The sequence below is a fragment of the Pseudomonas trivialis genome (assembly GCF_036864995.1).
Classification (GTDB): Bacteria; Pseudomonadota; Gammaproteobacteria; order Pseudomonadales; family Pseudomonadaceae; genus Aquipseudomonas; species Aquipseudomonas trivialis.
The window spans coordinates 3,241,228-3,267,345 of the sequence record NZ_CP142151.1; the positions used below are offsets into that span (position 1 = coordinate 3,241,228).

22 protein-coding genes and 2 pseudogenes are annotated in these 26,118 nt (G+C 48.8%); 18 read left to right on the plus strand and 6 right to left on the minus strand.

Going from position 1 to position 26,118, the window contains the following annotated elements; genetic code table 11:
• The first annotated feature begins 39 nt into the window (after positions 1 to 39).
• From VRB54_RS13925 to VRB54_RS13940, 4 genes are all read left to right on the plus strand, one after another.
• Complete coding sequence (locus VRB54_RS13925; RefSeq protein WP_338477676.1) at positions 40 to 1,149, plus strand: SbmA/BacA-like family transporter; 1,110 nt, start codon at positions 40 to 42, stop codon at positions 1,147 to 1,149.
• A gap of 9 nt (positions 1,150 to 1,158) precedes the next feature.
• Positions 1,159 to 1,920, plus strand: a complete 762-nt coding sequence (locus tag VRB54_RS13930) for a hypothetical protein (RefSeq protein ID WP_338477677.1) — start codon at positions 1,159 to 1,161, stop codon at positions 1,918 to 1,920.
• Positions 1,921 to 2,021: 101 nt separating this feature from the next.
• Positions 2,022 to 2,885: a hypothetical protein gene (locus tag VRB54_RS13935; protein ID WP_338477678.1), complete on the plus strand. Its 864-nt coding sequence runs from the start codon at positions 2,022 to 2,024 to the stop codon at positions 2,883 to 2,885.
• Positions 2,882 to 3,397 (plus strand): toxin-activating lysine-acyltransferase, encoded by a 516-nt coding sequence (locus tag VRB54_RS13940; protein ID WP_338477679.1) that lies wholly within the window; start codon positions 2,882 to 2,884, stop codon positions 3,395 to 3,397. The genes VRB54_RS13935 and VRB54_RS13940 overlap by 4 nt, the downstream gene beginning before the upstream one ends.
• Positions 3,398 to 4,220: 823 nt before the next feature.
• Here VRB54_RS13940 and VRB54_RS13945 read toward each other — a convergent pair.
• Positions 4,221 to 4,620: pseudogene (locus tag VRB54_RS13945) on the minus strand (IS481 family transposase); the annotation flags it as partial.
• Between the two features lie 991 nt (positions 4,621 to 5,611).
• Here VRB54_RS13945 and VRB54_RS13950 point away from each other — a divergent pair.
• The 6 genes from VRB54_RS13950 to VRB54_RS13975 all read left to right on the plus strand — a co-directional run bounded on the left by VRB54_RS13950 (position 5,612) and on the right by VRB54_RS13975 (position 9,780).
• Entirely contained in the window at positions 5,612 to 6,154 is a 543-nt protein-coding gene (locus tag VRB54_RS13950; RefSeq protein ID WP_338477681.1) for a tyrosine-type recombinase/integrase, read from the plus strand.
• Positions 6,155 to 6,343: 189 nt separating this feature from the next.
• Positions 6,344 to 6,814: a hypothetical protein gene (locus VRB54_RS13955; protein WP_338477683.1), complete on the plus strand. Its 471-nt coding sequence runs from the start codon at positions 6,344 to 6,346 to the stop codon at positions 6,812 to 6,814.
• A gap of 461 nt (positions 6,815 to 7,275) precedes the next feature.
• Positions 7,276 to 7,731 (plus strand): hypothetical protein, encoded by a 456-nt coding sequence (locus VRB54_RS13960; RefSeq protein WP_338477684.1) that lies wholly within the window; start codon positions 7,276 to 7,278, stop codon positions 7,729 to 7,731.
• A 45-nt stretch (positions 7,732 to 7,776) separates the two neighbouring features.
• Complete coding sequence (locus VRB54_RS13965) at positions 7,777 to 8,193, plus strand: endonuclease (RefSeq protein WP_338477685.1); 417 nt, start codon at positions 7,777 to 7,779, stop codon at positions 8,191 to 8,193.
• Between the two features lie 13 nt (positions 8,194 to 8,206).
• Positions 8,207 to 8,665 (plus strand): thiol-disulfide oxidoreductase DCC family protein, encoded by a 459-nt coding sequence (locus VRB54_RS13970; protein ID WP_338477686.1) that lies wholly within the window; start codon positions 8,207 to 8,209, stop codon positions 8,663 to 8,665.
• A gap of 512 nt (positions 8,666 to 9,177) precedes the next feature.
• The gene (locus VRB54_RS13975; protein WP_338477687.1) at positions 9,178 to 9,780 is read left to right on the plus strand and encodes a DUF262 domain-containing protein; all 603 of its coding nucleotides are present in this window, start codon (positions 9,178 to 9,180) and stop codon (positions 9,778 to 9,780) included.
• Positions 9,781 to 10,456: 676 nt separating this feature from the next.
• Here the strand turns inward: VRB54_RS13975 and VRB54_RS13985 are convergent.
• From VRB54_RS13985 to VRB54_RS13995, 3 genes are read right to left on the minus strand one after another with little or no spacing between them, the layout of a single operon-like run.
• The gene (locus VRB54_RS13985; RefSeq protein WP_338477689.1) at positions 10,457 to 12,217 is read right to left on the minus strand and encodes an SIR2 family protein; all 1,761 of its coding nucleotides are present in this window, start codon (positions 12,215 to 12,217) and stop codon (positions 10,457 to 10,459) included.
• Between the two features lie 51 nt (positions 12,218 to 12,268).
• Positions 12,269 to 14,020, minus strand: coding sequence for a UvrD-helicase domain-containing protein (locus tag VRB54_RS13990; protein ID WP_422396108.1), 1,752 nt, complete (start codon positions 14,018 to 14,020; stop codon positions 12,269 to 12,271).
• Positions 14,007 to 15,923 (minus strand): ATP-dependent nuclease, encoded by a 1,917-nt coding sequence (locus tag VRB54_RS13995; protein ID WP_338477691.1) that lies wholly within the window; start codon positions 15,921 to 15,923, stop codon positions 14,007 to 14,009. The genes VRB54_RS13990 and VRB54_RS13995 overlap by 14 nt, the downstream gene beginning before the upstream one ends.
• A 355-nt stretch (positions 15,924 to 16,278) precedes the next feature.
• Between VRB54_RS13995 and VRB54_RS14000 the strand changes: the two genes are divergently transcribed.
• The 5 genes from VRB54_RS14000 to VRB54_RS14020 all read left to right on the plus strand — a co-directional run bounded on the left by VRB54_RS14000 (position 16,279) and on the right by VRB54_RS14020 (position 21,341).
• On the plus strand, positions 16,279 to 17,091 hold the full coding sequence (locus tag VRB54_RS14000; protein ID WP_338477692.1) for an inositol monophosphatase family protein: 813 nt from the start codon (positions 16,279 to 16,281) through the stop codon (positions 17,089 to 17,091).
• Positions 17,092 to 17,389: 298 nt separating this feature from the next.
• Complete coding sequence (locus VRB54_RS14005) at positions 17,390 to 17,701, plus strand: hypothetical protein (protein WP_338477693.1); 312 nt, start codon at positions 17,390 to 17,392, stop codon at positions 17,699 to 17,701.
• A 310-nt stretch (positions 17,702 to 18,011) separates the two neighbouring features.
• Entirely contained in the window at positions 18,012 to 18,485 is a 474-nt protein-coding gene (locus VRB54_RS14010; RefSeq protein ID WP_338477694.1) for a metallophosphoesterase, read from the plus strand.
• A gap of 59 nt (positions 18,486 to 18,544) precedes the next feature.
• A complete protein-coding gene (locus tag VRB54_RS14015) occupies positions 18,545 to 19,126 on the plus strand; it encodes a hypothetical protein (RefSeq protein ID WP_338477696.1) in 582 nt (193 codons plus the stop codon).
• Positions 19,086 to 21,341, plus strand: a complete 2,256-nt coding sequence (locus tag VRB54_RS14020) for a hypothetical protein (protein WP_338477697.1) — start codon at positions 19,086 to 19,088, stop codon at positions 21,339 to 21,341. The genes VRB54_RS14015 and VRB54_RS14020 overlap by 41 nt, the downstream gene beginning before the upstream one ends.
• A gap of 358 nt (positions 21,342 to 21,699) precedes the next feature.
• Here VRB54_RS14020 and VRB54_RS14025 read toward each other — a convergent pair whose 3' ends face one another.
• Positions 21,700 to 22,221, minus strand: a complete 522-nt coding sequence (locus VRB54_RS14025) for a hypothetical protein (protein WP_338477698.1) — start codon at positions 22,219 to 22,221, stop codon at positions 21,700 to 21,702.
• A gap of 138 nt (positions 22,222 to 22,359) precedes the next feature.
• Positions 22,360 to 22,869, minus strand: a complete 510-nt coding sequence (locus VRB54_RS14030) for a hypothetical protein (RefSeq protein WP_338477699.1) — start codon at positions 22,867 to 22,869, stop codon at positions 22,360 to 22,362.
• Between the two features lie 78 nt (positions 22,870 to 22,947).
• Between VRB54_RS14030 and VRB54_RS24635 the strand changes: the two are divergent.
• The 3 genes and pseudogenes from VRB54_RS24635 to VRB54_RS14040 all read left to right on the plus strand — a co-directional run bounded on the left by VRB54_RS24635 (position 22,948) and on the right by VRB54_RS14040 (position 25,719).
• Positions 22,948 to 23,293 (plus strand): annotated as a pseudogene (locus VRB54_RS24635) (DUF7693 family protein).
• Between the two features lie 435 nt (positions 23,294 to 23,728).
• Positions 23,729 to 25,432, plus strand: a complete 1,704-nt coding sequence (locus VRB54_RS14035; protein ID WP_338477701.1) for a patatin-like phospholipase family protein — start codon at positions 23,729 to 23,731, stop codon at positions 25,430 to 25,432.
• Positions 25,423 to 25,719, plus strand: coding sequence for a hypothetical protein (locus tag VRB54_RS14040; protein WP_338477702.1), 297 nt, complete (start codon positions 25,423 to 25,425; stop codon positions 25,717 to 25,719). Before VRB54_RS14035 ends, VRB54_RS14040 begins: the two co-directional genes overlap by 10 nt.
• Positions 25,720 to 26,118: the final 399 nt, after the last annotated feature.

Sequence of the window (26,118 nt, forward strand, 5' to 3'; positions counted from 1 at the left end):
ACTAAAAAATATAAATATGAAATAAACCGAGAAGCCGTGATGAATGCTGATACAGAAAATACGGACGCACCAAAATTTAATAAAAGTAGTTTTTTCCAAAATACTTTTTTATTACTTTCGCTGTATTGGAAGTCAGAGGAAAAGCTATTCGCATGGTGCGCTCTGATTGCACTGGCAATCCTTTCCCTGCTGGGAGTTGCAACTGCGTTAGCGCTTAATGAGTGGTACAAGCATTTCTATAATGCCATTCAGGAACTGAACGTTCACAGGTTCTACACGTTAGCACTGGTTTTCCTCGGGATTGTATGTTTCTCAGTGGTGCGTTCAGTTCTCACCACTTACCTCGTGGATATATTTGCGCTCAAATGGCGTCGGTGGTTGACCAATCATTATCTTTCGGCATGGATCATCCAATCTAAACAGCCGAATCAAATTGAACATCGCGTCGACAATCCAGACCAGCGCATTGCTGAAGATATTAACAAGTTTACGTTTTCGACAGTCTACCTTGCCTGCGGACTGATCTACACACTGGCAAGCGGGGTGTCATTTAGCATAGTTTTAATCTCTATTTCGGGCAGCGCGACGTTATGGGGAGTAACGTTTCCTGCCTATATGTTCTGGTCGGCGATTATATATGCATTGCTAGGAGTGTATGTAAGTCAGAAAATTGGATTTAAGCTAGTATCCTTGAATAATAATCAGCAAAAATCAGAAGCAGACCTTCGTTATTTCCTGGTGCGTTTTCGTGATCGCAACAAGATAGAGTGCGTAGCATCGACGCGAAGTTCTGAAAAAAATCATATCAGCGACAAACTTGACGTTAGTCTAACCAACATGCGCCATACAATCCGGGTAAAAGTGCGTCTTTCTTTATTTACGGAAAGTTATGGCCAGCTTTCCTTGCTATTCAGTAGTTTATTGGCCGTCCCGCGGTATTTTTCTGGAACTATCAAATTTGGCGATGTCATGCAGATAAATTCAGCATTCGGCAATCTATGTGAAAACTTAAGCTGGTTTATTAACGCCTACCACAACATAGCTGAGTGGAAGGCGACAACTGATCGCCTGATCGCATTTGACAGGGCTTTGCTGCAGCAAGCGGAAGCACCTGGAAAGCTATCAGGTTGTCACACTTTTTCAAAGTAAGGAGCCGTTATGTGCAGATTAACACTATCCGACTTACCAGAAGTTTTTGTACCTTTTCCGGCTTTAAGGTCAAACAAAGGCAAGCTTGTTTTTTATAATAAAAACCTTAATTTCAATTTGAGCGAGGCCGAATTGCTATCGAGATATAATTATACAACCTCACTCACTAATTTTGATACGGACAGCATTATAGGCAAAAAAATATTTTTTGCCGAGCGTTATGGTGGAGACGGTATATTGAACAATGGCGGAGGCGGACGCTGTGGTTTTGATGGTATCTTTCATTTAAAAGGCCTTGGAACGAATCAGCTAGTCGGGGCAAGGCCTCGCGATGCGTATGGAAACTCTCACGGAAATGGTTTCTTATCGCTTGATGTTGCGATTTATGAGTCTATATGGGGGGAGATCATTAACGTCGCGCTGCCTTACGGTGCCACAAGGGCCGCCGCAGTTATAGATTTGGACGAGGACTTTGAAGAACCAGACCAAACATTGCCGCGTGGATTATTGGTGAGGATGCCTGCCGTTCGCCCTGCGCACTTTATCAGGGCCGTTTATTTTAAAGAAAAAAAGTTTGGCAACTTGAGTGAGGACGCCAAGCGCGTGATGTTGGCTGTCAGGAAATTAGTAAATTTCCTGCCAAGAAAAAAGCCAAGGGTGTCGTTGGTAGTGTGGAACAACGCCTTGAACGGGGGATGGTGGAGCTGGCGCAACGATATGCTAGTCAGTTCGCTGCCGCGAGAGCCAAACGAATATTTCATCAGAGTATGAGTGCGTCCAACGTAACATTGGAAGGTGCGTGGATCGATTTAGCGGGAGCCACTGTTTTTTCAAATGCAATGTGGTGGGATGGATTTAATATAGGAAGGTTCATGAATGAATATTCTCCTGTGATGGAGAGCATACAGGACATGTGCTTTTACCTGAGCAAGTATAGAGTTGTCAGTATCGATAGCTCAAATAGCATGCTGAAAGCTTCGGTTGCGGCGTTTACGCACGAATATGAAAATCGTCTTTTTTTATACACGGCTATGCAAGTTGGATTCCCTTTGCAGGTTATTCAAGATATGCGTGAGGACATAATATTTATCGAGTTCTCCAGGACGTTACAGAAAGTATTGGCTCATGATATTTTTTCGCTGATGCCCGTCCCGAAATTTTCTGCCTGGGAGGGCTATGAGCACTATGTCGCTCGCCTGTACCGTCAGTTGTTACTGCAGAAATTCACCCATTTACCGCAGGACCTTTCCTGGTTTTGTAAAGATAAAGTGCTTATGGCGAGGCTGATTGAAGCTTATGATCAGCTTGTCGAGCAGGTCATAGTTAAGGCCGAGGTCGCCAATTTTGGCGTTCGACACCTTATCGCTTTCATGGCGATTAATACCACACGACTGAATCGGGTAGGTGCTTCGCTATTGAATATTCGTGAAAAAATTACCGAGGTGAGAGTCGACTCATCACGTAATACTGACGTCTTTTCGTACAGTACTTTATTTGAAAGCGCGCTACTGGAGGCTGAGTTAGCCTATAAAGACAGCACGTCGTTTGACACTTTGCTATGGAAAACTGGCGAAGTGACTATTTATTTTGATGGCCTAAGCGGCTGCTTTGCCGCTGCCGACAATGAAACTGGAAATAAAATCATGCTCAGTAAGTTCGTTGATTTATCTAAGCAGGTTAAATGTGGAAGCGATCTACTTGTATTTTATGATGACATTAAGGAGTTGCTGCCATGAATAATAGCTTTAAACTTTTCACGCAGTGTCGAAAAAATAATGTGATCGAGAAAGCGAAATTTATAGGATTTGCCTCCTGGATACTTATGCAGTGCCGGCGCTATTCATTTCTCCGCTTTGTTGACTTTAGAGTGTGGCTTATCCCGGCAATTGACCATAAGCAAATCATATTCTTCTTTGATGACTACGATACCCCCGTTGGTTATTTGGTATGGGCAAATTTAGCGCCTGACAGCGAGCAGCGACTATTGAATGATCCGAAGTTTCTGTTGCATGAGTCCGAGTGGGATGAAGGCAGCAGCACGTGGATAATTGACTGTTGTTTTCTTGTAGGGGGTCTGGCGTTCGCACGTCAGGAACTCCGGAAATTGTTTCTAACTATGAATATAAAAAAGTTGAATTGGGTGCGGAGGAACATGGACTACTCGGTGAAAAAGGTCTCCTGTTGGAATATAGTAGCTGCCCTCCATACAGATGTAGGGGTTGCATGTTTTCATTCTCCACAGCTATGATTAGGAGGCTGAGTTTCTTAAGTGCTTCTTGTTCGCTACTCACCCCATATTGACCGTGCGTTTAATCCTACTATCTATCTCGCGAGCATAATGGGGCCTCAATTAATATAGACACAATAGCAACGCTTTACGTGAAACACGTACGTGGGTGTGCAGCGCAGTGTTTAGGGAAAGCTGTAAATAGCAGTTACATACATTGGAGAGTCGATATGCGTGAGATTACGTTAGAAGAAGTAGAGGCTGTTACTGGCGCTTATGGCGTTCCTGGCGCAATTGCTGGAGGGGCGGCGGGCGCTGTTGGGTATGTGGGTAGCCTTATAGGCGGCGGGTCTTTTAACGGTGGCGAATTTGCAGCTGCTGTGGGAACTGGTGCGCTGGGCGGAGCAGTTTTTGGGCCGGTAGGTATAGGTCGAACCTTGGGTAATGCCGGTATCAGCTTTACTACGGGTGTCATAGCAGGTAATGCGAACCGGCTATCAAACGGCTCTTAAGGCGAAAGGAAGAAGTTAAAAGTATCTCTTTGTTTATGTAAGATAGCGCTTAGACGAGCGCTATCTTACACTAAATGGTTACTCTAATTTGCAAGCCATTAAAGGTTCAGGTGAACAAGTGCTAATAATCCTCTCGCTCGTAAGCGCCCTGATTCTGTCGTTCGCGGCAAAAGGTGTGGCGTCGTTTATAAATGAAAAATTTGACAAAAACATTCAGGGCAAGCATTTACACATGGTTACGCTGCCGATGATAATTGCTTTCGTCATTTTGGCTGTGCCAAAATTTGTGGGATGTATTAGCTAATACTAATTAGCTGAAGACGTTCAAAGTGGAAAGCGACTTGGTAGAGCACCTGCAAAAATCGTCTTATGGAACGCTCGCAGACCATTGGTCTGCGGTGACGCCACTTTATTGCGAGTATGTTCGATGTCGGTCATCGTCAAGTAGAGCTGGTAATCATGCGGCGCCAACTTGCCGCAATACTCGGCTCCACGAACCGCAACAATGCTAACACAAGGAAGTTTTGCTCGAGGGACGGTAATATTTTGTCGTTCATCAGCAGGTCTACTGCCGTGATCGGCGTCTTCGTCTTGTAGAGTTTGATGGAAGCCATTTTGCTGTACGTATCGATGACGGTCTGCTGGTAGATTCGTCCTACCCCCCTTCATGTGCCCACGTAAAAAGTTGTCCTGCGAGCCCGGGAGGGCCGGGTGGATCGTTTCAATTTCGCCGTAGGGGATATCACCGTCGAGCGCGTTTAAAGGAGATTCGTCGCAACTGCGAAGCCGTCAAAATAGAAAAGTTATGGGGCGCTATCAAATACAGTTCCGCCGCAGTCGAACCCCAGAAACGCAAAAGCCCCGCTTTCGCGAGGCTTTCGTGTCAATCTTGGCGGGAAACCAGGGATTCGAACTCTTATATAAGGTTCAACCCAATACTTCCTCAAGCGCCATTACGGTAGCTTTAAGCTGCACTTTAGTCAACATCAATGAATCCGGGCTCTCTGCCAATGAAATACGAGCGTAGCCCGTTGTCGCCCCAAAGCTTGCAAAGGTGCAACTCGTTGCATGTTAAGCGTTGCACCTTAACGAGGCCGAGAAACTCAGGACAAAAGACCGGAGCCAACCCCACCACCCGGTTCGGTCTGACGATCACTCGCGGGACTTTGCAGTCTCAGAGCGTGCTCGCATGGGCAGGCGGCTCCTAGAGATGGAGGATCAGCATTGAGAATCTCTATGCTCACAGGCTGCCCACCGCATCGTAACCTCACCAAGACTCGATCTACCGAAACACTCCTGAAGTCACCACTCATGCTCTGCAATCGCTAATTCCGCATTTTATAATTTCGGCGTCGGTCTTTTACGGAAACTCGCACAATGGATAAGCGGCTTCCGCTATAAATATAAATTATTGACAGGCACTCAATTCAACAGCAAACGTCACAAACAAAGTTTTAATCAATTGCATTCGGGGTAATCGCTGAGCAATAACAGCATTTACATACTAAAACACAAACTAATGCCCCCATCACTATACCCATAACGAAAAACCAATAAAACAAAGCCGCGCTAGAAACTTTCTGAAAACCACAAAATCAAATTAAGAGTCTACTTTTAATATACTGTTAAAAGATTACCACACGCCGAGAAAAGTGCAAAAACACCTTGACGTCAGCGCAGTCACTCCTCTTAAATGGCAGCCCTCTCATGACGGTGATTGATGATGAGTCGAGCAAAAGAAGATATGCAAAGCAAAGCGACTAGGCCTTTTAGTCGAGGTGAGCTGATGCAAATAAAAGAAACTCTCGAACAGAAAGGCTCGCTTACAGATCGGTTACTTTTCTCCCTAATGCTCACAGGCATGAGGCCCAGCGAATATTTGCCGATCAGATCGCAAGACTTGGTGCTTGGATTCGAGAACACAGTAAACTTCAGAGCAGTTTCACTGCCAAAGCAAGACGTAGATCTTGCTGTAGAGATACTGAACCTGAGGAATAGCTCAAAGAATGACTATATTTTCCCCAGCGGCTCAGCTTCAAACTCTCCGATGAAGCCTGAAGAACTTAGTAAGAAGCTTGGGAGCTGGCTGAAGGCTGCGAACGTATGCCATGGCGGACGCTCGCCACACGTCGTTCGTCGTTCGGTAATTATAGCTAATGCAGAAGCGGCGATACAGGTATCCAAGCGTTTCGATCCTGCCATGGGCACAATCAGCCGGAACATGACCCATCACTACGCTATCAACAAGCGCCCGCCGCAAAACTAATAAGAACAGTGAAAGGGCGAGACCGGGCCAAGCTTTTAAGCTAACGGAATAGTCTCTAGTGGGGGTTACATACCCGAAATTCTTGCCGAAAGACAGCTGACAAGCTAATCAATTGCCCACACCATCAGAAATGGCGCCTTTCGCACCTGATAGCCCTGTTCCGCCTACGCTTTAACTAAGAAGAAATGAATGAAAAACCAACAAGTTGACTTAACTTTCGGACAGCCGTCACGCGCGAGGCTGAATCTAGCCAAGCTGCTTCCGTTTGAGCAATATGAAAACAACTGTGATATACCGCCCGAATGGATCGATCTTGAAGACGTTGAGTTAATCTGGTGGATTGTTGCCTCTAGAATTAGCAAGAAAGAGCTTAGAAATCGTTTAAGAAAGATTGCGGACAGCTACCAAGATTGTGGTTTTTTCGCATTCGCTGTAGTTGCAGACGGAAATGGTCGTGGGCGCTACCCCAGAGGGGTTGTCAATACTCTCCGGTCAATTCTGAAACCACGCAAGCTGATGTGGCGGCACCCCACGGAAGATGTTCTCCGCATCCAAATGGTGATCTGGCATTTATGCATCTCTGCTGCGCTTGATTGGTGCCCTGCTGAAGCTCTCCCCATGAGACTTCAAAGCCTGAAATTTGAAAAAGCTTTGGATTGAGAGTTGTACAAGACTAGATCGATACTTTCATAAAACGAAATCTTTCGGATCGTCGACACGGCAGACGTCCCTAGCCGCACTCTTCTTGACTCAAGCACCTCGACCTATCGGTAGCTTCTGGGAAAACCATTCCCTCGTTTCTTTAGGCGCTATACCAATGACAAAGCATAAAAATGCCACAGCAAATTCTGCCGCTAACTTCCAGCCATTACCCAATCGATGTCTCGGCGCGCCACAGTGACGCCCCACATATAAATTAAAAATCCTTCGCCAAAACGGTATCCAACATTATTTATTCCCGCTGGCTTTATACCGAACATGAGCAACCTCACAACGATGATGGTGAGGGCGCGTACACGATTTTTTCTACACAGCAGTTATTCGGCGTTGACTGCATGCCGCTCGAGGTCGTGTGCATTCAGAGATTCGCAGTGCTCTGGGAAGGACAACCTGACACTAGGGTGATCGATCTGATCGAGCAGTCTATTACCTTGGCAGTTCTCTCCCCCGTGAAGCTTTTGCATGCGTCCAAAGGGATGCTTGTCGTGGTGTATGACTCCATGTTTGCCGGTGAGACTTATAAGTTGTTTCACCTCGCCTGGGCGAAAATTGCTGCCGGCGCGTTGTATGAAAATTGGACTGTCCTTCTAATCAAAGATACGGATGTCGGACGTGGCGTTGATGGAGGCAGGATTTTCAGACATTTTGCTCGTGACATCCTGGACGACAGCGAAGTCGGAATCGCTGAATTTACGCGTGATATGTTCCTTTTCAAAGGTGACTGGTCGCCTGAAAATATCTTTGGGCCGTCTCCTGCCGAGGAATCGGACGCCGCCTCGGAACGGCAGAGAGACGAGCCAGACCTATTCGACGATGACTTGGATTCGTGGCTCCAGTCGGCGAAAGCGTGCGACTGAACCGCGAGACAAGGTGAAGGATCGGTAGCAAGGACGACGTTCTACATGTTCGACCGGTACAACCTTAAGATGTCTCGCCAGCAGCAACAGCTACTAATGGCATGGGGCAAGCGGTTTCCAGTTACGCCCTGGGAACAGGAGCGAAATAAACGTATCACCGCGATCATGGGGCATCCCAACCCTTTCGTAACTCAAGAAAGCAGTTGGAATCAAGGCTATAAGACGGTGGGCGACGGAGTAGCCATCGGCCTTACGGCAAAGTCGGCGCAATCACAAAAACCGACATCGGTATCCCGCTCCACATCAGTTGGTAGCATTATCGGTAATGGTAAAAGCCATGTTTACCATCTACCTGAAGGTTGCCCAAGCTACGACAAGGTGTCCTCGAAGACCCAGGTAACCTCCGACTCAGAATCCGCCGCTAAATCTGCGGGTTACCGAAAAGCAGGGAACTGTAAATGAAACAACAGACTGAATGACCACGAAAACTGAATCCACTGCCCCGTTCCTACAATCCGGCGACACCGCAGTTCTCTTCGACGGCACATGCAAGCTCTGCAACGGGTGGGCTAGGTTCATCATCCACTATGACAAGGCTCACCGAATTCAGCTCGCTGCGGTTCAGTCGCCTGAAGGCCAGGAGCTTTTGAGGTGGGCCGGACTGCCACAGGACAAATTCAACACCATTGTTCTCATCTCAAACAACAAAGTGTCCATACGTTCTGAGGCGATGTTCGAGATTTTAGGTCGCCTTAATGCCCCGTGGCGCTGGCTCACGGCTGCACGTGTTGTACCAGCAACCATGCGAGATTGGATGTACGACAAAATCGCGGTAAATCGCTATCGGTTGTTTGGCCAGTACGACTCCACCCACCTTCCAGCGGCAGATCACGATAAGCGCTTTTTGAAAGCAAACGTCGCAGTGGTTCACTAGACCTTAGATTCAGGCGTCAGGGTCGGTGATATATGATCGAACGCATGATCTTTTCGTTTTCCGCTTTACACATATCGCGAATGCCTTCTATTGCTGAAGGGGGCATTCGCGTCTCTGCAGCATCTGCACAAAAATCCTCCATCCAGCTCAAGTTTTGCCAAAACACACCGTTTTCAATTGTATGTACACGGTGAGAAATCAGCCTTGACCCAATCAATGTCTTCATCCATTCAGATTCTACGGGGAGCGATATCGTTTCCCGAGACGATCCAGGGCAACCGTCAGCGGAGAACCTGGGAACGACTGATTAGTTACATTGAGTCATCCGACTCACCTTCCGCATTCGATAAGGCAGCATCCTACATCGAAGGCTATGTGCACGCGCTTGTCGATAGCGACCAGATCCACGTTTCTATCGAACGAGATCTGTTGATCATCGAGACGGTCGACGCTTGGCGATGCACCCGTACTGAATCGAACACTTCGCCTTATCTGAACGCCCCAGGAAAACCATGACTTCCTTTTTTAAACGCTACGCCGACGGCGGAACATCAGACCTACACATCCATATGCCGCAGCGTCTTCTGCCCACGACCGTCAGTCATTGTCCCATCGAGGTCTTAGTGGGCCACTGGGAAAAGTATCTCGTAGATCCCTCCTCCGCTCATGAGCATTGTCCATGGGCAGCGCGATTCGTTATGGGCATGCCCGTGCCAACCTGGTCGCGCGGGCTGGAATGGAACATCGGACAGAAGTCTCGCTTCATCTCAGCAGTATGGTCAGGTGGGGATCTGGGGAGCTACCTCACGAATGACTGGTACGAGCCAGAGATCGCTGGCAGGGCGTTGGCCGAAAACAGCGAGATTCTGGTTGATGGTCAGCAACGCCTGCACAGTCTTGAAGAGTATTTCCTAGACCGCCTTGCAGTCCCAGACGCGCAAGGACAGCCGAGGATTTGGTCTGAGCTTGGCAACGGCGAAAGGAGACGCTTTCTGTCGACGATCTTTACTCATGCGAGGGTGTCTTCTGGCGATGAGGTAGCATTGCGCAAAACGTATTATCTTTGCGCGCAGGGGGTTGTTCCTCGGTCATTTGATCAGCGCGCCTTGAGGTGATATTCGACACTTCGGTTGTCGTGGCATGCCCTAGCAGGGATGGCTGTCGTTAACCAAGCCCTGTCTACGACCGGTCTTGGCCCTGCGGGCTTCCATCCTCATGCTATTCGACCATCCTGGTCTACGCGCTCCGCTTGCATAGGGATCAAGTTCACTACCTAGCTTGGACATTCCCTGCGGCTACCACATACTAGCTTCCATCCATCTTGGAGTGAGGCTAGGCGAAATGGCATGGTCATTTTGGAAGGACAAACGTCCTGAATGGATTCAGGCTGAAGAGCGAGCGTTCATAACGGCAGCCAACGCTCTGAAAACTTTGCAGGTGACGCCTCGTGGCGGAATGAGGATTGATCCTGAAGAAATCAGAGATCAAATCTTAGCAGCGCGAGAACTGTACAAAGACCTAGTCAAGAAATAGCAATGCCAGATGGTCAGCCGACTTTCTGCTCGACCTGTTTCGTTCAACCAGGCATGTGCAGCCTTAATGGATGAGTTCGGTAGGAATCGGGATCCGAACTCTTCGACACTGAGCGCGTGACGCCCTCGCCAGCTTTGTCTGTCCACTCATCGTGGTGTTGGACTGTATGCAGGCCGGCTCCGGTTTCGGGCATCATCGTGGCCCAATAACCTCTGTAATCAGAGCGAGGATGAGCATCAGTAGCAGAACCGAAGCGAATCAGAATCTCGTCATTCGCTGGAGCGCTTCGAAAAACATCTTGAGGTAGGCGTCACTAGCGAAACCGAATCCAGCGGTAACCAATGGAGCTCTGAACTCCTGGAGAGACATTTCCTCAGATAGCCGCCTTCTGGCCGAACGCACCGTTCTTAAACGGCCGTGAATCCACCGCGAAAATTGATTTTTTTGGATGGCATCAGTCAACGATTCTTCATTCACGTCACGATACTTGAAAAGTTGAAGTAAGCAGAACAGCTCAAAGCGCTCATAAAGCTGGGTTGGATCGGACACGCCGGCGAAGCTTGTCGACCACGCTGGAGCAAGAATCTCAGCAAAGCGATCATAAATAGATCTGGAAGTGCCACTATCCAAGGACTCCCAAGCTTGGCTACCTGTCAGATCCTCAAGGTAATAAGGAGAGAGTTCCTCAATGAGTGGCATTCTCACGCTAGTTTCATTGGCAATGGGATGCTCCATCAGCGCATACAGGTCAGATAATCGTCCTGCCCTTGTGAGGCCCAGGCCGTAGCCGTAAAAAACGAGAGCGGCCGGGTAACGCTTTAGCTCGATCCAGTCTCGATCACCTGCACGTCCCGCGTATCCTTTAGATAGCAAAGTCTGGATCACCTCAAGCATTAGGTGATGTTCGTGCTGGGAGCCCCAGCGTCCGACGACACCCGCGAGGCGTGCCAGCGGCTCAGATGCAGCCTCGTAGCGCAGCACCCAGTCTCTAAACTCTCCAGGCTGGTCGCCGTCTGAGTTATACATCTCAGCCAAATGAGTTGTGGCGCGCTCGACCTCATTGGCGACCAGGTCATCGAACTGAATGCGATACTCAGGTTTGGACAGGTATCGCTTTGCCAGGGAAACTGTAAGTTCAACGCTAGACAGGTTGGGCTGACGGAATTGGGTGATGGTTGAGACTTTTGCGTAGAGTGTCTGGAAGAACGTGTCAGCGTCCGGGGCAATCGCCATATTGGCCTTCCGATGGGAAACCAACTCTTGAGCGCGTTCTGAGAGTTTTCCACGAGTTAGCCAGAAAGAGGAGTAGCGTCTGTTAGGCGCACGCAGTATGGCCGCACGAAGAGCACGATCCCATTCGCCCGACCAGCCGGCAACAATCAGGCCGAACTCATCAAAAATTCTATCGAGCAAGCCATCGAAGACCAAGGGATATTCGCTGAGCTCAGAATCTGTGTTGAGAATGCGAGCATCCTTGAAGTCGCCGTGAAGCTTGAGGATGTAGCAATTGGTGTGGGTGAGCGGTTCAGCACCGGCAAAACCATCGGCTGAACTCACGACGGTTGGCTCTATCCCCACATCGCGGAGCGCGTTCTCCATCAGACGATCGAAATTGGTCGTGATGATCACACGCACATGGCCAGTCTTCACTAAGTCAGCAATCGCGCGGTGAGCCGGTGTTGGCAACTTTAGACCTTGCTCGCGCTCATCTTCGGAGGGTTTGAGAAAGCTCTCAATGATCGCCTGCCGTTCTTTAGGCGTGCTCGCCAGTTCTTCCAACAACGTCGAGTAGTTAGGCTGCTGATCGCGCTGCTCGACGTACCAGCGATGCCAGTCATCTTGCTCTCCCGCGCCAGCAGCAATCCCTGCACGCCGTATCAACTCCAGTGTTATCTCCCAACCTGTGGGTATGCCCGCACTCCGTGAAACTCCTGAACCCAATAGCACCGCATAAACGCCGGGATTCTCAGACATGGAGAACGCGAGCTGGGTCGTAGAGTCCGTGTTGGTGATGCTCATGTGAAAATCCTTAATCAGTAAGCGTCGGGGCTTGCGCTAGTTAGCACCGATTCAGACGAGTTCAAACCCTAACCCAGTAAGCGTTTTTATCTCATCGGCCTTCAGTTTCTTCACTGCCCAGATAAGCATATGTCGTGGACGTGAACTCGCCACGTAAGCGAACCTCGCGCCTTCGGATGTAGGGTCGGCTAGCCACTCTTTCCAATGGGAAAGGTGAATGTTTTTCTGAAGCGATGACACGACCACCGTTGCATCGTGCGTCTCGCCTTTGACTTGATGGATGGTCTCGTAGCGTAGGACATCTGCGACAGGTTGCTGAGCCACCGCTTGTTTAAGGCGGACGGAAAGTGCGATGTCACCCTGCTTTGCGGGTGATCGAAGTTCCAGCACCCTAAGCGGCTCAAGATCACCGCTGATTTCATTTAACACGAAAGCCTGATCGGGCAAACTACGCATGGTTTTTTTCGCTACTGCCGCCCACTCCTTCCACGTTAGATTCGTATCTGCAGCGCCGGCGGCAACCAAGTGCTTCAAGCATTGATGAATAAATTTCCGCCAGGCGAGCTTGGACTCGATGGCTACCGGACAATGGGGGCCTGATCTTGTGACCTGCAGAGAGAGCCTATCCGCCAACCATTCAGCGAATAGTGCTATCGCGACGTTCAAGTCCTTGATGCTCCCATTACTGGCAGCAACGCATGCGAGTGCCAGCATTTCAACTCCCTTGAAGCTGTCGCCTCTGCGAAACCGTTGCAAGGTGCTGTGCCCACGAGCAACAACGACAACCTCTTCATAACCATTAGTTAGCTCAATGACTTTCGGAATGAGCTCTGAAGGACATTTCGCATACTGCAGCAAAAGCGGTTTTACGGAAGCAATTTCGGGATTGCCAGAAATCCGCTTGATTCGCAGCAGATCACTACAGAGATCGACGATGGATTGCCCGCTTCTCCAATTCGCTGTGAGTGGTAGCTCTGCAAAACCGAGCTCGGCGAGGAGCGCCTTCACATTATCTGGATTAGATTTTCTGAACCCGTAGATCGATTGGTTTAAATCGCCTATGAAATGGAATTTGACGCCAAGGCCATGGAGCTTTCGTACCATCGCCAGTTGCTCTGCTGACAGGTCTTGGCACTCATCGACAATGATCAGTGGAAATCGCTTCGCAAGGCGCTGGAAATAGCCGGTGAGAGCCGGCCTCTGGAGCGCCGCGAGGGCGATCATGTCCACATCTCTGTATGTCGCAAAGCCTGCCGCCCAAAACCGCTTCTTCGTGTTGATCAGGTCTTCCCGAGCAACCTTAGAAATTGGAGCGTCATTGAGCTGTTTATCTCTAGTCCGCTCGCCGGTCGAGAACATGAAACTTTTGGTCTCTAGGTCGTAGTTATACTTACAGGCGGAGACCGAACGGCCACAGAGTTTTTTGCGAGTGTGAAATATGTCTGCCTTGTTTTCCAAGATCCGGATCCGACTGTCCCCATCCTTCCCTGAAAACTCAGTAACCTCGCTTGCGATGCTTGCGATAATTCGGGAGTGGACAAAGCTATCGAACGTGGACACTAGGTGAGGAAACCCCAGCGGCTCTCCCAGATACCGAACTAATCTGTTTTTGAGCTCGTCCGTTGCGCTGTTGGAGAAGGTCAAAACCGCTATCCCTCTAGGGAAGCTAGTCCACTCTTCAACGACCTTGGCCACCATGGCTGCGACGACCTCAGTTTTGCCACTGCCTGGGCAAGCGTTGAGATACACATGCTGGTCGATAGGTGCGTCGATATAAGCCCTCTGCTCGTCAGTCAGCTTGATCATTGAGCGGGGGCTCCTCGAGTCCGCAAGCCCAAAGAATGGCATCACGGATGTAGGCTGGTACGACGAACTCCCCTACCTGCTTCTCAAGCGCTTCGGCAAAAGCTTGCGCATAGATTCCTTTTCCAATACTGGTGGAGTCGATGCGATATAGCAGCTCAGCCGCGTGCCCTGCTCGCTCGGGACTTTTCATTTCGTCAAAAGCAAGCTTCGCTCTCTCTCGCAGTTCTGGCGCGACCGTTCCATCCTGAGCAGGCCAGAGATCGGCCGCTACAGAGAGCATCATTCGCAGGTTTGCTCCCTCCATAGCGATATCGTACTCGAAGGTTTTGTAATTACCCGCGTAAAGGCGTCCGAACTGTGACTGTCCAATTTTGGCAATGTAGGCGAGAGCGTGGTTCTCACCATCCCTCAAATCGTCGTCGTTCGGCGTGTACTCAACTGCCACTTGTTTCCCACCGTCAACATCAACTTTGATCGTTTTGGGTGGATCCTTGTCGGTTAAACCCGCGCAGCGTACCGGCACGTTTTTCCCCAGGCTCTCATCAGTCACGTCGCAAAATAGCTGCATGAAATGTTTGAAGTAGATCCCGCCTAGGTTTATGACGGAGACACCGTAATCTTCCAGTGTGTTTTCGCCGTCGCCGTACTGAGCGAGCACCCTACGCGCCACCTCTGGGATAACCATCGCCTCAGCTATGCCTTCAACCAAGATAGAGCCTTTCGAAAACAGCAGGTTGGATTTAGTGACGTCGAGCCATCGGTCAATGAATTTCCGGCTTGGTTCTGGAAGTCCACACGTCCGCAAAGGTATCGCTACTGGCGTGGATTTGTTGGAGAGATGGATGATTTCATCAACTGATACTGCGGATGAAATGACCGTGGAATGGGTGGTAACTATTACCTGAATGCTTTTCTCTTTGGCCACAGTGCTGAGGTGCTTCAGGAGACGTATCTGAAGCTGGGGATGAAGGTGCGCCTCGGGTTCTTCAATCAACAGGAGCCGCAAGTAGGTTTCTTCCCCGCGCTCCTCCTCAACTTCTAGCGTTAGCTCAGCCAGAATCGAAGCAATGTAGAGCAGGTTGTTGTAGCCAAGACTGTTTTCTTCCAGAGACCGGAACTGCGTAGCCTCGGCCGCCGCGAGGTTCGGGAAGTAGAGCAATCGAAGACCTTCAACGATGCGTGAAAAGCTCACTTCCGAGAACTGAACGAGCGTGTTCTGGGAAAGGTGCATCCCTAACGCGGCCCTCAAGCTATTCCCAATTCGTTCATTCGCTTGCTTGATTGCGTAATCGTCGCTCGCGGAGAGCTCTTGGTTGAACGCACCAACTCGCTCCTCCAAGGGGTGTAGTTTCCCCTCCTTACGAGCGGCATTAAGTTCCTTGCGGCAGAGCGCCTTCAGCAGCCGGGCTAGCCGGGATTGCCGCCCATCCCGAAGTTTTGTTTCCGCATCACGCAGAGGGGGTAAATATATGCAGTGAATAAGGTCAAGGGTTTCGGTTTCCAGCGCCGTAGCACGCGCATACCCGCCGTATAGCTGGCTTTTGAACCGCCCCCGAGACTCTAAATTGAGCGCGGTAAAAGTGAGTTTTGCCTCCTCTTCGTGGCCACACCAGTCCCTAAAAGCGATCGCGTCATTCTCATCCAGGTCAGAAAAGGTTGCTCGAATATCAATCCTTTGTGCCGCTACTGCCGCCTCGTGAAATCCACGGTGAAAATCTCTCTCGTTGATCAGGCGTTTGCCAGATTCGGAGTCGTTAAAGAGCTGTCGGACGGCTGCGATGACTCCTGTCTTACCCGCTCCGTTCTCGCCCACTAAAACATTGAGGCCATCGTGGAAGTCAATTGTGAAAGGCTCGCCGAAGCATTTGAAACCGTGAATATCTAAAGTACGTAAATACATGAGAGTCCTTTCTTCCTGAGAATCCAACGTGGCTTAGTAGGCCCATCGTTACCTAACAAGCTGAGCCAACAAGCGTCAGCGCAGAGGTAACGCCTCTGGATGATGCCATGGAGGGGCAGAAGTCGAACAGCTGCAACCAGCGTCTTATAACCGACCATTCTGGCAGAAAGGTGCGGTCTCGGAGGACTACTGGTGATCGTTGGCATGAAACTCAATACTGCGTCGGCAGAGCGACCGTCTCAGCCACTCGCTCGTAGAACAAGCTAGAAAGCTTACGAGGAACACACCAATCGCTCAGTGCTGCGGATAAGCTGTCAGGCATTATTCCCACTCGATCATCATCCGGAAGGGCATTATGGATACTTCCCTAATACACCAGTTGCTTCCCCAGGTAATAGCGGCTGTGGAGCGAGCAGGTGTTTTGCTGGCGCAAGAATGCGTCCGTCCCGGTGGCCGGAGGGGTTGTGGAGACAAGGCCGAGATTGATGTCGAAATAGAGGCGCTGCTTCGTGCAGAACTTCTGGCACTCCTGGATTGCGATTGGTGGGGCGAGGAAACCGGCCATGTTCTTTCCGGATATCCGTTCTGTTGGGTCGTTGATCCCAACGATGGCACCAGCGATTTTTTGAGGGGCCTCGCAGGCTCTGCCATATCCGTCGGCTTGCTCCATGACGGCAAGCCTATCCTTGGAGTGGTGCACGCCCCTGTTACGCCTTCCGGAGTCTCTGACTGCATTGCCTGGGCAGAGGATATGGATCATCTGATCAGAAATAACAATCGCGTAGTCGTCGACCTCTCTGATCAAAAACTTTCCGAGACGGCCACCGTGATGGTTAGCGCTGCAGCTACTGGCAAGCCCGAAATCAATAACCAGTTGTGCGCGCCGGCAGAATTTTACGCGATGCCATCCATTGCATATCGACTCGCTAAAGTTGCTGCTGGGGACGGTATTTGTGGTATCTCGCTATACCCTGTTAGCGCTCATGATGTAGTGGCTGGTCATGCGCTGTTGAGTGGTGCCAAGGGGGTGCTGATTGGCGAGGATGGGACTCCAATTCAATACACGACTGAGGCCACCATGGCGAAGGTATCCGGACGTGTATTCGGTGGCGCACCAGATGCATGCAGCGAGCTCAATAAACGGGACTGGAATAGGGTGTTTGAGTAATGCTGACTGCATGCAAAATTCAGTCAGACAGCTTATTCCTGTAGACCGGCGTTTGGCACGCCCTTCGGGCCAGCTGTCGTGAATCAAGCCAGCCATTTTCAATGGCTATCTTGCCCCTCCGGGCTTCCATCTTCGTGCCTGCGCGCTCCGCTTGCCTGATGTGATAGTCCTCCAGCACATCAGTCCCAGCTGCCGCATTGGGGCAAGCATGTATCTCTTCAAAAAAGAATCGCTTCAGCTCAAGGTTTTCCGAAAGAAACCGTCCGTCATAGGTAAATACCCTTTTTGAGCGATGGCGTTGACCTTCTCTACACATGACTTCGCACAACGCCTGAGCGGCGCCTTTTCATTCCCCTGCACGATCCTCGGCAACCGCCAGCGACGCACACGGGAGCGGCTGATCAGCTACATCGAATCGTCAACCTGCACAGCCGAATTCAACAAATCGGCGGCCTATGCCGAGGGCTGTGCACACGCTCTGGCCGATAGCGGGAAGATAGATATCTCCACAGATCGGGATCTGCTGATCATTGCAACGGTGGATGCATGGCGATGTGCCCGTACTTACCTGAATACCTCAACCAACCTGAGCCACCTAGGAAAACTATGACTACCATTTTTAAACGCTACGCCGAAGGCGGAACATCAGACAGGCGCATCAATTTGCCGCAGAATTCGGCCATTGGAGCCTCCATCCTTCAGGCCTGCGCGTTCCACTTGCCCAAGCCAGCCCTGCTGGGCGACCTACCAGGTGCGTGATTACAATCCACTTGAGCACCTACCGCCTCTCGCCTTCGCGCTCCGCTCGCTAAGTAGGCTATTGAGCGCCACTCACTTTTGCCATTACTATGCCAGCTAGCGTACGGATTCGTGCCAAGCTATTTTCGCAAATGGCACATGTTGTTTAGGGGAGTTGGGCGGTGTTGAATACTATGGAAGGAAGAGCTTTTAGCTGGCTTCACTTAAGCGATCAGCATATCGGAATGTCCGGCAGCAAACTTTACTGGCCTCAAGTAAGAGATGCGTTCTTTGATGATATAAGGCAGCATCTCCTCAGCGGTAAAATAATTGACCTCGTTATTTTCTCCGGGGATTTGGTACAGCAAGGCCTACAAGAAGAGTTTGAACTCGCGCTGATTGAACTAAAAAAACTTTTTGCTCTACTTGAAGACTGTGACTGCCGTCCAGGCTTTTTCATTGTACCTGGAAACCACGACCTTGTTCGAGTCGATGAAACATCTGGGCTACCCTTTGCCATTACCGAAGCAGGGAAGCGGAACGGCAAGTTCAAAGAAAGCGTTCTAAAAAAAATGACAACAACAAGCAGATTGTTTCAACCTTCAAAAATTATACAAAATTCATCAACGGCCTTCGTCAAGAAGGAATTCCGCTAATAGGTGACATCTCGGGAATTTTCCCCGGAGACACATCATCAAAACTTGATGTAAATGGAATGAAAGTCGGGATAGTCGGGCTTAATACGGCTTGGTCTCAAATTTCAGGCGGGGAATATAAGGAAAGGATTGAAGTCTTCTCTGATCAATTTCTAGCATTAGTCGAAGGTGATCCAAGCGTTTGGCTAAAGCAGAATGACATTAATATTCTCGTAACACACCACCCCCAGTCATGGTTTTCAAAGCCTTCGTTAACAGAATTCACTACCGAGATTTTCCTGGCCCGATATTTCGACCTACATCTATACGGCCACATGCACGAAATTGAAGCAATTGCCGAAGACCATGGCGATGGTCACGTCAAAAGGACGATACAAGGTGCCTCCCTGTTTGGAATGGAAAGAGACCCAAGAGAAGGCATTAAACGCCATCATGGCTATCTTTTCGGATCCATATCAGAGAACGACGAAAAACTCACACTGTGGCCGCGTCAGATCGAAAAAACCAATGCCTTTGGATGGAAGGTAAGCATCGATTCCCAGCGGGTACCAAGTGCTGGAGATATAGTCACATATCCGATAAAGGTGCGCCAGGAGGGCATTGCTCAAAAAAAACACCTCAGCAATCCTAACAGTACCTAAAGTATCTGAAACTTTAAAGCAAAACCCAAGTTTATTGCCTAGGCTAGAATCCTCTTTGCCAAGCGCCCTCCCCCACATGGATTGTAGGGCCGGGCTAACTAAATTCGCCGCTAGTTTTTTGCAGAGTTCCAGAGCTTTATGGCTTGCCGGCGCATGGGAGATGGCGTGGCCAGACTTTATAGCCGTTGCTCGATCGCAGCTAGGACACAGCGAAATACCGACTTACCATCTGAATTTTGATAGCTTTACTACAGGAGGGGATCCTCTCGCTACCGCCTCATTAGCATTGGGGGCGGATGTTCAAAGTTTCTGCGATGAAATAAAAGGCATCAAACTCTGCTATATAATTCTCATCACAAATGCAACGACCTTAGATAAAGATCACTATAATGAACTTAGAATCATCGGAGACTATCTAAGAAAGACTTGCGAAAACTCTACTATCATTACAGTCTCGCCTCAACCTCCGGAATTTTACTGCCCCTCATTAGTATCTCTCTATAATTTAGAAGAAGCGGAGTGCAACCGATATATTGCGGCTCACCCCTTAGGAAACTACGTATCTCCCGAAGAGATTGAGTCTGCTACCGTATATAATTATACCGGAGGAGCTCCAGCAGCTATAGATTCTTATTTAAAACTCCGTCAACATGATGATTATCTTGAAATTCAGAGAACAGGATTAAGAAACAGCCCACCTAGCCAATACTACCCTAAACACCTAGTTGAGACTGTGAACTCACTAGGAACGGAGAATCCAGACGCACTGGATTTATTACTTGTCCTATCGGTCTTCCCTATGGGAGAAAGCGCCCACGCCGTACGTTATATCCAACCAACAAGGCGCCTTCACGGAAAATGTGCTATCGCTCTCGAGGAGCTAGGCCTGGTATATCAGGTTTCGTTGCGCTCCGAGACCATCGGAATGTTTGAGCCGCACAAAATCATAATTGTCCACCGACTTGTTCGAGAGTACATATACGAGATCCACCTTCAGAAACATGGCATAATATCGCGATTCGAGCACATACAAGCAGCTATCTGCCTATACTTTGGCGCTGAATGGAGAAAGGAAAACTATAAGCTCAAAGGCAACTTAATCTCTGGAAAAATCCGACACAACACTATAACCGCAGGAAACTCTAGAGCGCTGCTTCTGACTCTCGTTAGCTTTGCACATGACGAAGCTTTGAGCGATTCGTCACTGATTAGTGACGCCCTGAAGCTGGTTAACTTCTATTCCGCGCAACTTGCATCTGCCACAAACTATAAATCGGTGGTAGATTTAACTAGAGACATATGGGACATAGTAATCTTATATGCTCATACCCCACCAGCACAGGAAATTCTGCACACGTACATCATGGCGCTGCGGATGCGGAATTCATTCCAGATGGCGCTACACGTGTCTACGCTCATCGTTAAACCTCACTCAAAAAATTTCTCATTCCGCCTCAAGACCGAAATAGCTTATTGCCAGCTAGCGATTGGTGACCCATCCATAGCCAAGCAATTAGCCGATGAAGTCCAGCGCGAATGCAAAACCTCCACTCAAATGCACGCAAAGTACATAAGCCTAAGACTATCAAATTACAAAAACAAGCCAAAAAGATTAGAAAATCTGGCCAAAGAATCGAGAGCAAGAGGTGCAGTGCTACTTTCTAATTTTATAAAATCGCATCTACTTAGATCTATAGGCGACCCCAAGCAGCGGCGAACAATGTTCAAAACTGCAGCCGAAGAAGCGCAGCTTGATGGAGATGGAATGAATTACGCAAGAAACACCATGGAGTATTGCGAATTATCATTGGCTGCAGGCTTAGCTCTAAGCAAGTCCGACATTTCTCATATGGAAGAAGCTTACAGACTAAATTATGGTCAGCGATTAACTTCTGAATTCAAGAAAGCGTCCAACATTCTATGGGAGGACAGTAAGAACAAACGAGATTTAGATAGGTTACTTGAACTTTTCGCTAGAGGATCACAGGTATTCCAGATCCTGAAACTTGACAATGAAGAAGAGCGATATCTAAATGACTTATTTATAGTTCTTCAAGATAAACCCTCTCACAAATTTGACGCGCGCCTGAGGTATGCGTTAGTACGCGCACTGGAGCTCGAACTCTTATCATTCGACAAAATTTCCAACTCTCTACAAGGAGTGATTGGAGACGATTTAACAATACCGTCCCTGAAAGAGGATGAGACCATGTAGCCAGCATGGCCAACAGCTAGTTGTCTTGATGCAATCAGCGATAGGCTTGGGACGAGTCCGAAGCCGACTCGCGTTGTTGACCCAAGAACCCTTCGCTGACACCCCCAACACAGCGACGGGTGAGCCCGGAATGCTTCGTTGGTAGGGAGTTGTGCGGGATTGGAGATCTCCCACAATACGGCCAGCGCATCCCTGAACGTGGGGATGCCTCTCTCAGCCGATGTACCAGAACCCGGGTAGACAACAACACGCTTACCCCTCATGGATTGCATCCAGTCAGCATGGATAAGAGTCATTCCAAAGCGGTCTGTTCAACCACATCACGTGGCAGCGATACAGGTGCGACCCGCCCCTCAATTTAATGTTTCGATATTTCTTGGAAGGCTTTAAATAACTGCTCGCTCAGCCAGACCGCATCATCGTCAGTGAACGAGTAACACATAAAGGGGAAGACCAACTCAAAACCTCCGCCCTCAATTGCGCCGGCCACGATTGACGTGGTGCCTGAAGGTGAACCTTCACAGACGTCTTCGGTCGCATCTTCAATCGTAATCTCGCCAGAAGCCGAATACTGAAGGCCGCGTACTCCAGTCGTCCTGCGAATCTTGAACAATCCATTCGGTCGATTTTCTCCGCCAGATTGATCACTTTCCTCGTCACCATCAATTGCCAGTGCCTCTCTGAGGCATGATGAAATCTCTAGTGCTACTTCAGCAGTGACGCTGAACTTTACGATGTCTAGCTCAATCATGATTCGCGCAGTCGGAAGCAGTTCGATAGCGCATGTATACGTTTCATCAGAATCCAGTCCACGCCACGAATCGAATTCTTTAGAAACACGAAAATCAGAGAAATCTTTTGAAGTCTGGTAAATGCTCATCGAAACATCCTAGAATTTTTGCTCTTAGAACTAAAAACGGATGCGTCTCGAAAAACTTGAGGTGTTTTCTGCACTTATATTGAGATACCCAAGCGGAGAGCTTTCAAATGCTGTCACTCGGCTAAGGGGATCGCACCATCAGCCATTTTCAGTGCCTTGATTTGAGCCGGCAGTCAGTCGACGGTAAAGGTCGGCTAAAAGGCGAGCATCCAGCAGCGCGTGATGTGGAAGTTCTGGGAGCGTCACGTTGCCGATATCATCCGCTTCGAGATGCCTGAATAGCAGGATCAGGTTGGTTGGACTATTGGCAACGTTAGCAGGCCAACGATGATTTACGTAGGCCAATTGGCAGAAGAGATCCCAGTCCCAGTCCCAGTCCGGAGCGTCCGAGCAAATCTCGAGCGGGCCTTCAAGGTGGCTAAGGAAAGCGAGCAGTGAGGTTTGAGCTTCGACCAAGGTTTGCCCGTGCGCCGCTAGGTTGAGGTGAGGCAGCACGTTCAGGATCACGAAATCGCTGCAGTCCCCCACTAGATATGTATCTGTGAGCTCGACGTAAAACTCGTGCCCGGCTTCGGAGACGAGCGCCAAGGAAATCAGCTTCGTATCTCGTTTCAGCTGTGTGAACTCACAGTCCAAAAATAGCTTCATCTGCTCCTCCCTGTGAGTACCTGGTTCATGCCTGCGGTGTACCTTTGGCAAAACGATCAAAGCCGACTGGTTTCTTTTATGATTTCAACCGATTGTCCTGACGAGCCTATGCCTGCACTCACAGCAAGGGAGGTTTGCCAGGTGCTGTGCGATGCCATCTTTGGGCGACGCGCGATGGTCAGGGTATACGCTCAGACTTGGGACAAGCTTCATGCCGGGATGTTCATGGTCGACATCGACGGATGGAGCATTACGATTTTCAACGACTGTGATGAGCTCGATTCTCGATTACTGCGAAGCGTGCGTGACCCCGGATGCACGGCGCTGGTCATTCGACTCGGGAGATAGATACGGGACTGACCCTATAGCCATGCTTAGCACGTGGGAGCATCAGACGCTTGAGAATCTGCTGAAGCCGCTTTAAAAACCACATTCAATAGGGGGCGCCTTGATGGCTCGGCTACAGTGAACCATGCCATGTCGACCTACTCACACCTCTTAGCGAGACGGAGTTTTATATAGCAGTTGGAAGCGGATCGATACGAGGGCGAAGTAAAGATGTGTTCGCCATCCGCTTACTCCCATTAGGTTATCTAGCAAAACCTTCTAACCAAGCAAGCATCGCCGCCTCGATCCAAAACACATGGAATACCTTAGCGTGGATAACACTACATGGAAGAGCGAATAGGCGGTACGCTGCTGCACACTGACCAATCGCGATCATTTTGGCTATGCGAATCTTCATGAGAAAAATATCGTTCAACGCTGATCTCGCAGCAGCCAGCACTGGCCAGTAGCCACCCATACTCTTCTAGGGTTAATATTACTAAAGCCTAACTCCAGCTAAAGATAGTGAAAAATGACAAAATTGCTTAAGGATTCAGAGCGAAGCGAGCCTATATTTTTGGCTTTACAGGGAGGTGGCGCTAAAGGCGTCGTCCACGTCGGTGGTCTTATCGCTATTGACGATTTGGGATTGGATATAAAAGGGGTTGCAGGAACATCCGCCGGTTCGATGGTAGCTGCTCTAATAGCCGCTGGTTATAAGGGGCAAGACCTTATCGACCCTATTAATCGCACCCACATATTCCAAACAGTCGCACCAAAATATGGTTTTTCCAAAGCCACAGACCTGTTTTCACCCAATGGCTGGAGAACGTTAAGAGCTATTCGGCACGTAATAAACCCCCAAAAACATACGAAATCGCTAATAAAAAAAACATCAGGACTGGAGCTATCTCTCTCAATAGCCCTTATTGGACTATTACTGTACTTGATAGGACATCACCCAATATTTACTTCTGTAATTCTACTCTCAGTAGCTGGCTTATTGACGTACAAGCTAATCAATGGCTTAACATCCATTGAAAAAGTCAGAGTATTGATTGATGGTGCCATTTCAGACAAATGCAAACCCGGCCACAATAATATTACATTCAGAGACCTAGCCAGTGCGGGAGGTATTCCACTTAAAATTGTTGCAACCAATACACTGGGTGAATGCTTAGAGTTATTTTGCTTGGAAAGAACTCCAGACGTGGTGGTCGCTGATGCGGTTGCCGCGTCTATCTGTTTACCCATTATTTTCAGGCCTTGGGAGTTCTCTTTTCTTAGAGAGTCTGAACACACCTCAAGAGTGATCGGAGGAAAATTTGTCGATGGCGGACTCATGTCAAACCTACCCGCATGGCCATTCGATGAAGAGCGTCTTCTTTTCCCTGAGACAACAACCGTTGCGCTTGGTATCCGATCAGCGCAAGGAAGTAACACCAATGACAAAAAACATTGGCTGCCATCTGTAATAAACGCGATTGTTTCAGGAACTGGCGAAATTCATACCAGAGCAGTAGGAAAAATAATCAAAATTCCGCTGACGACCAAACTTGGCATGCTCGACTTTGACGCAGATATAGAAGATATATATGAGGAAGTAGAGAGATCCAAGATAACTGTCGCCACACAATTGCAACAAGAATTGATCGCAAACCCGCGATTAATGAGAGAGGCCGCAGAGAAGATAAAAGATGGCTGCGATGCTTTGATCAGGGAATACAAAGGTCTTTGGTACACTGAAGATAGCGAAATGGAATGCGAACCACTCAGTGAAAGCCCGTATAAGCTTCGTGTAGCGTTAGGCGTTCAGCGAGCTGGCGCGATGAAGTCTCTATCACTTGCATTTTCTGCAGGCTATGACAAATCGAATCCAGATAACGCTATAACCTTACCACTCACAAAATCCATTGCCGGAAACGCATGGCTTCGAAACGAAACCATTGTCGCAAACCTTAAAGAACTTCCGATAAAACACTTGCATGCATCTGAGAAAGTTTGGGATAAAATACAATGGGTTATGTGCATCCCACTCCGCGCCCCCTCAGCACCCGATGTAAAATCAAGACCTTTTGTTATAATAATTGACTGGACTATATCCATTGATAATAGCCTTCCAGATTCCAAGATGCATTTCGAAAAATTTGCGGAACGTGCGCTTGAGTCAGTTGTCGTATATACTAGAGAAATGAAGATCACAGAGATTGTTCAAGGAGCAAACTCATGGCTATAAAATTGTACTCTAACGGAACAGAGTCGACGATAGAAACAAAAGAAGAAAACAGCTATCGCATCGATGATAAGTTTGCTCAAGTAGCACACTACGACTCTGACGAGCTACAGTCTTTAGTTAAACACGCATTGGAGAGGGTGGAAATCGCGCGCAGACTTATGGATACTGATGTTCATCAAAGAGAACGCCTACAGGAAATATATGAGATTCTGAAACAGCAAGCATATGCCGATAATATTCTTTATCGAGGCTCTAGATATGTTGAGGACGAAGATTTTCAACCATAACTTACAGCCAACTACTGCTTCTAAGGCGCTATTGTTAGCGCCTTTTTCGTACAAAGGTATAAGCCAACTAAATTCGAAACTTTCTTTCATCAGGATCCGTTCTAATTATAAGATCATTCAGTGACTCTCTTGACTGTATCGAAGCTAACTCTCCGTACGGAGGGATCGACGACACTAGAGATGTGGCTTCCATCGTCAAGGAAGTGCTCACTTGAGAACTCAGCCGGGCCAAGCGCCCGAAGAGTCGATTCCCCTATTTGTCCGCGATATCAGCATGCTTAGCGATCATCTGGAATGTCTCGGACAGGTATGTGTTAGTAATGGCCCGGCGAACGTACTCCAACCTACTCTCTATTGCATCATGAGAAGATACGGCTTACCTTGCACCAAAAATAGTTC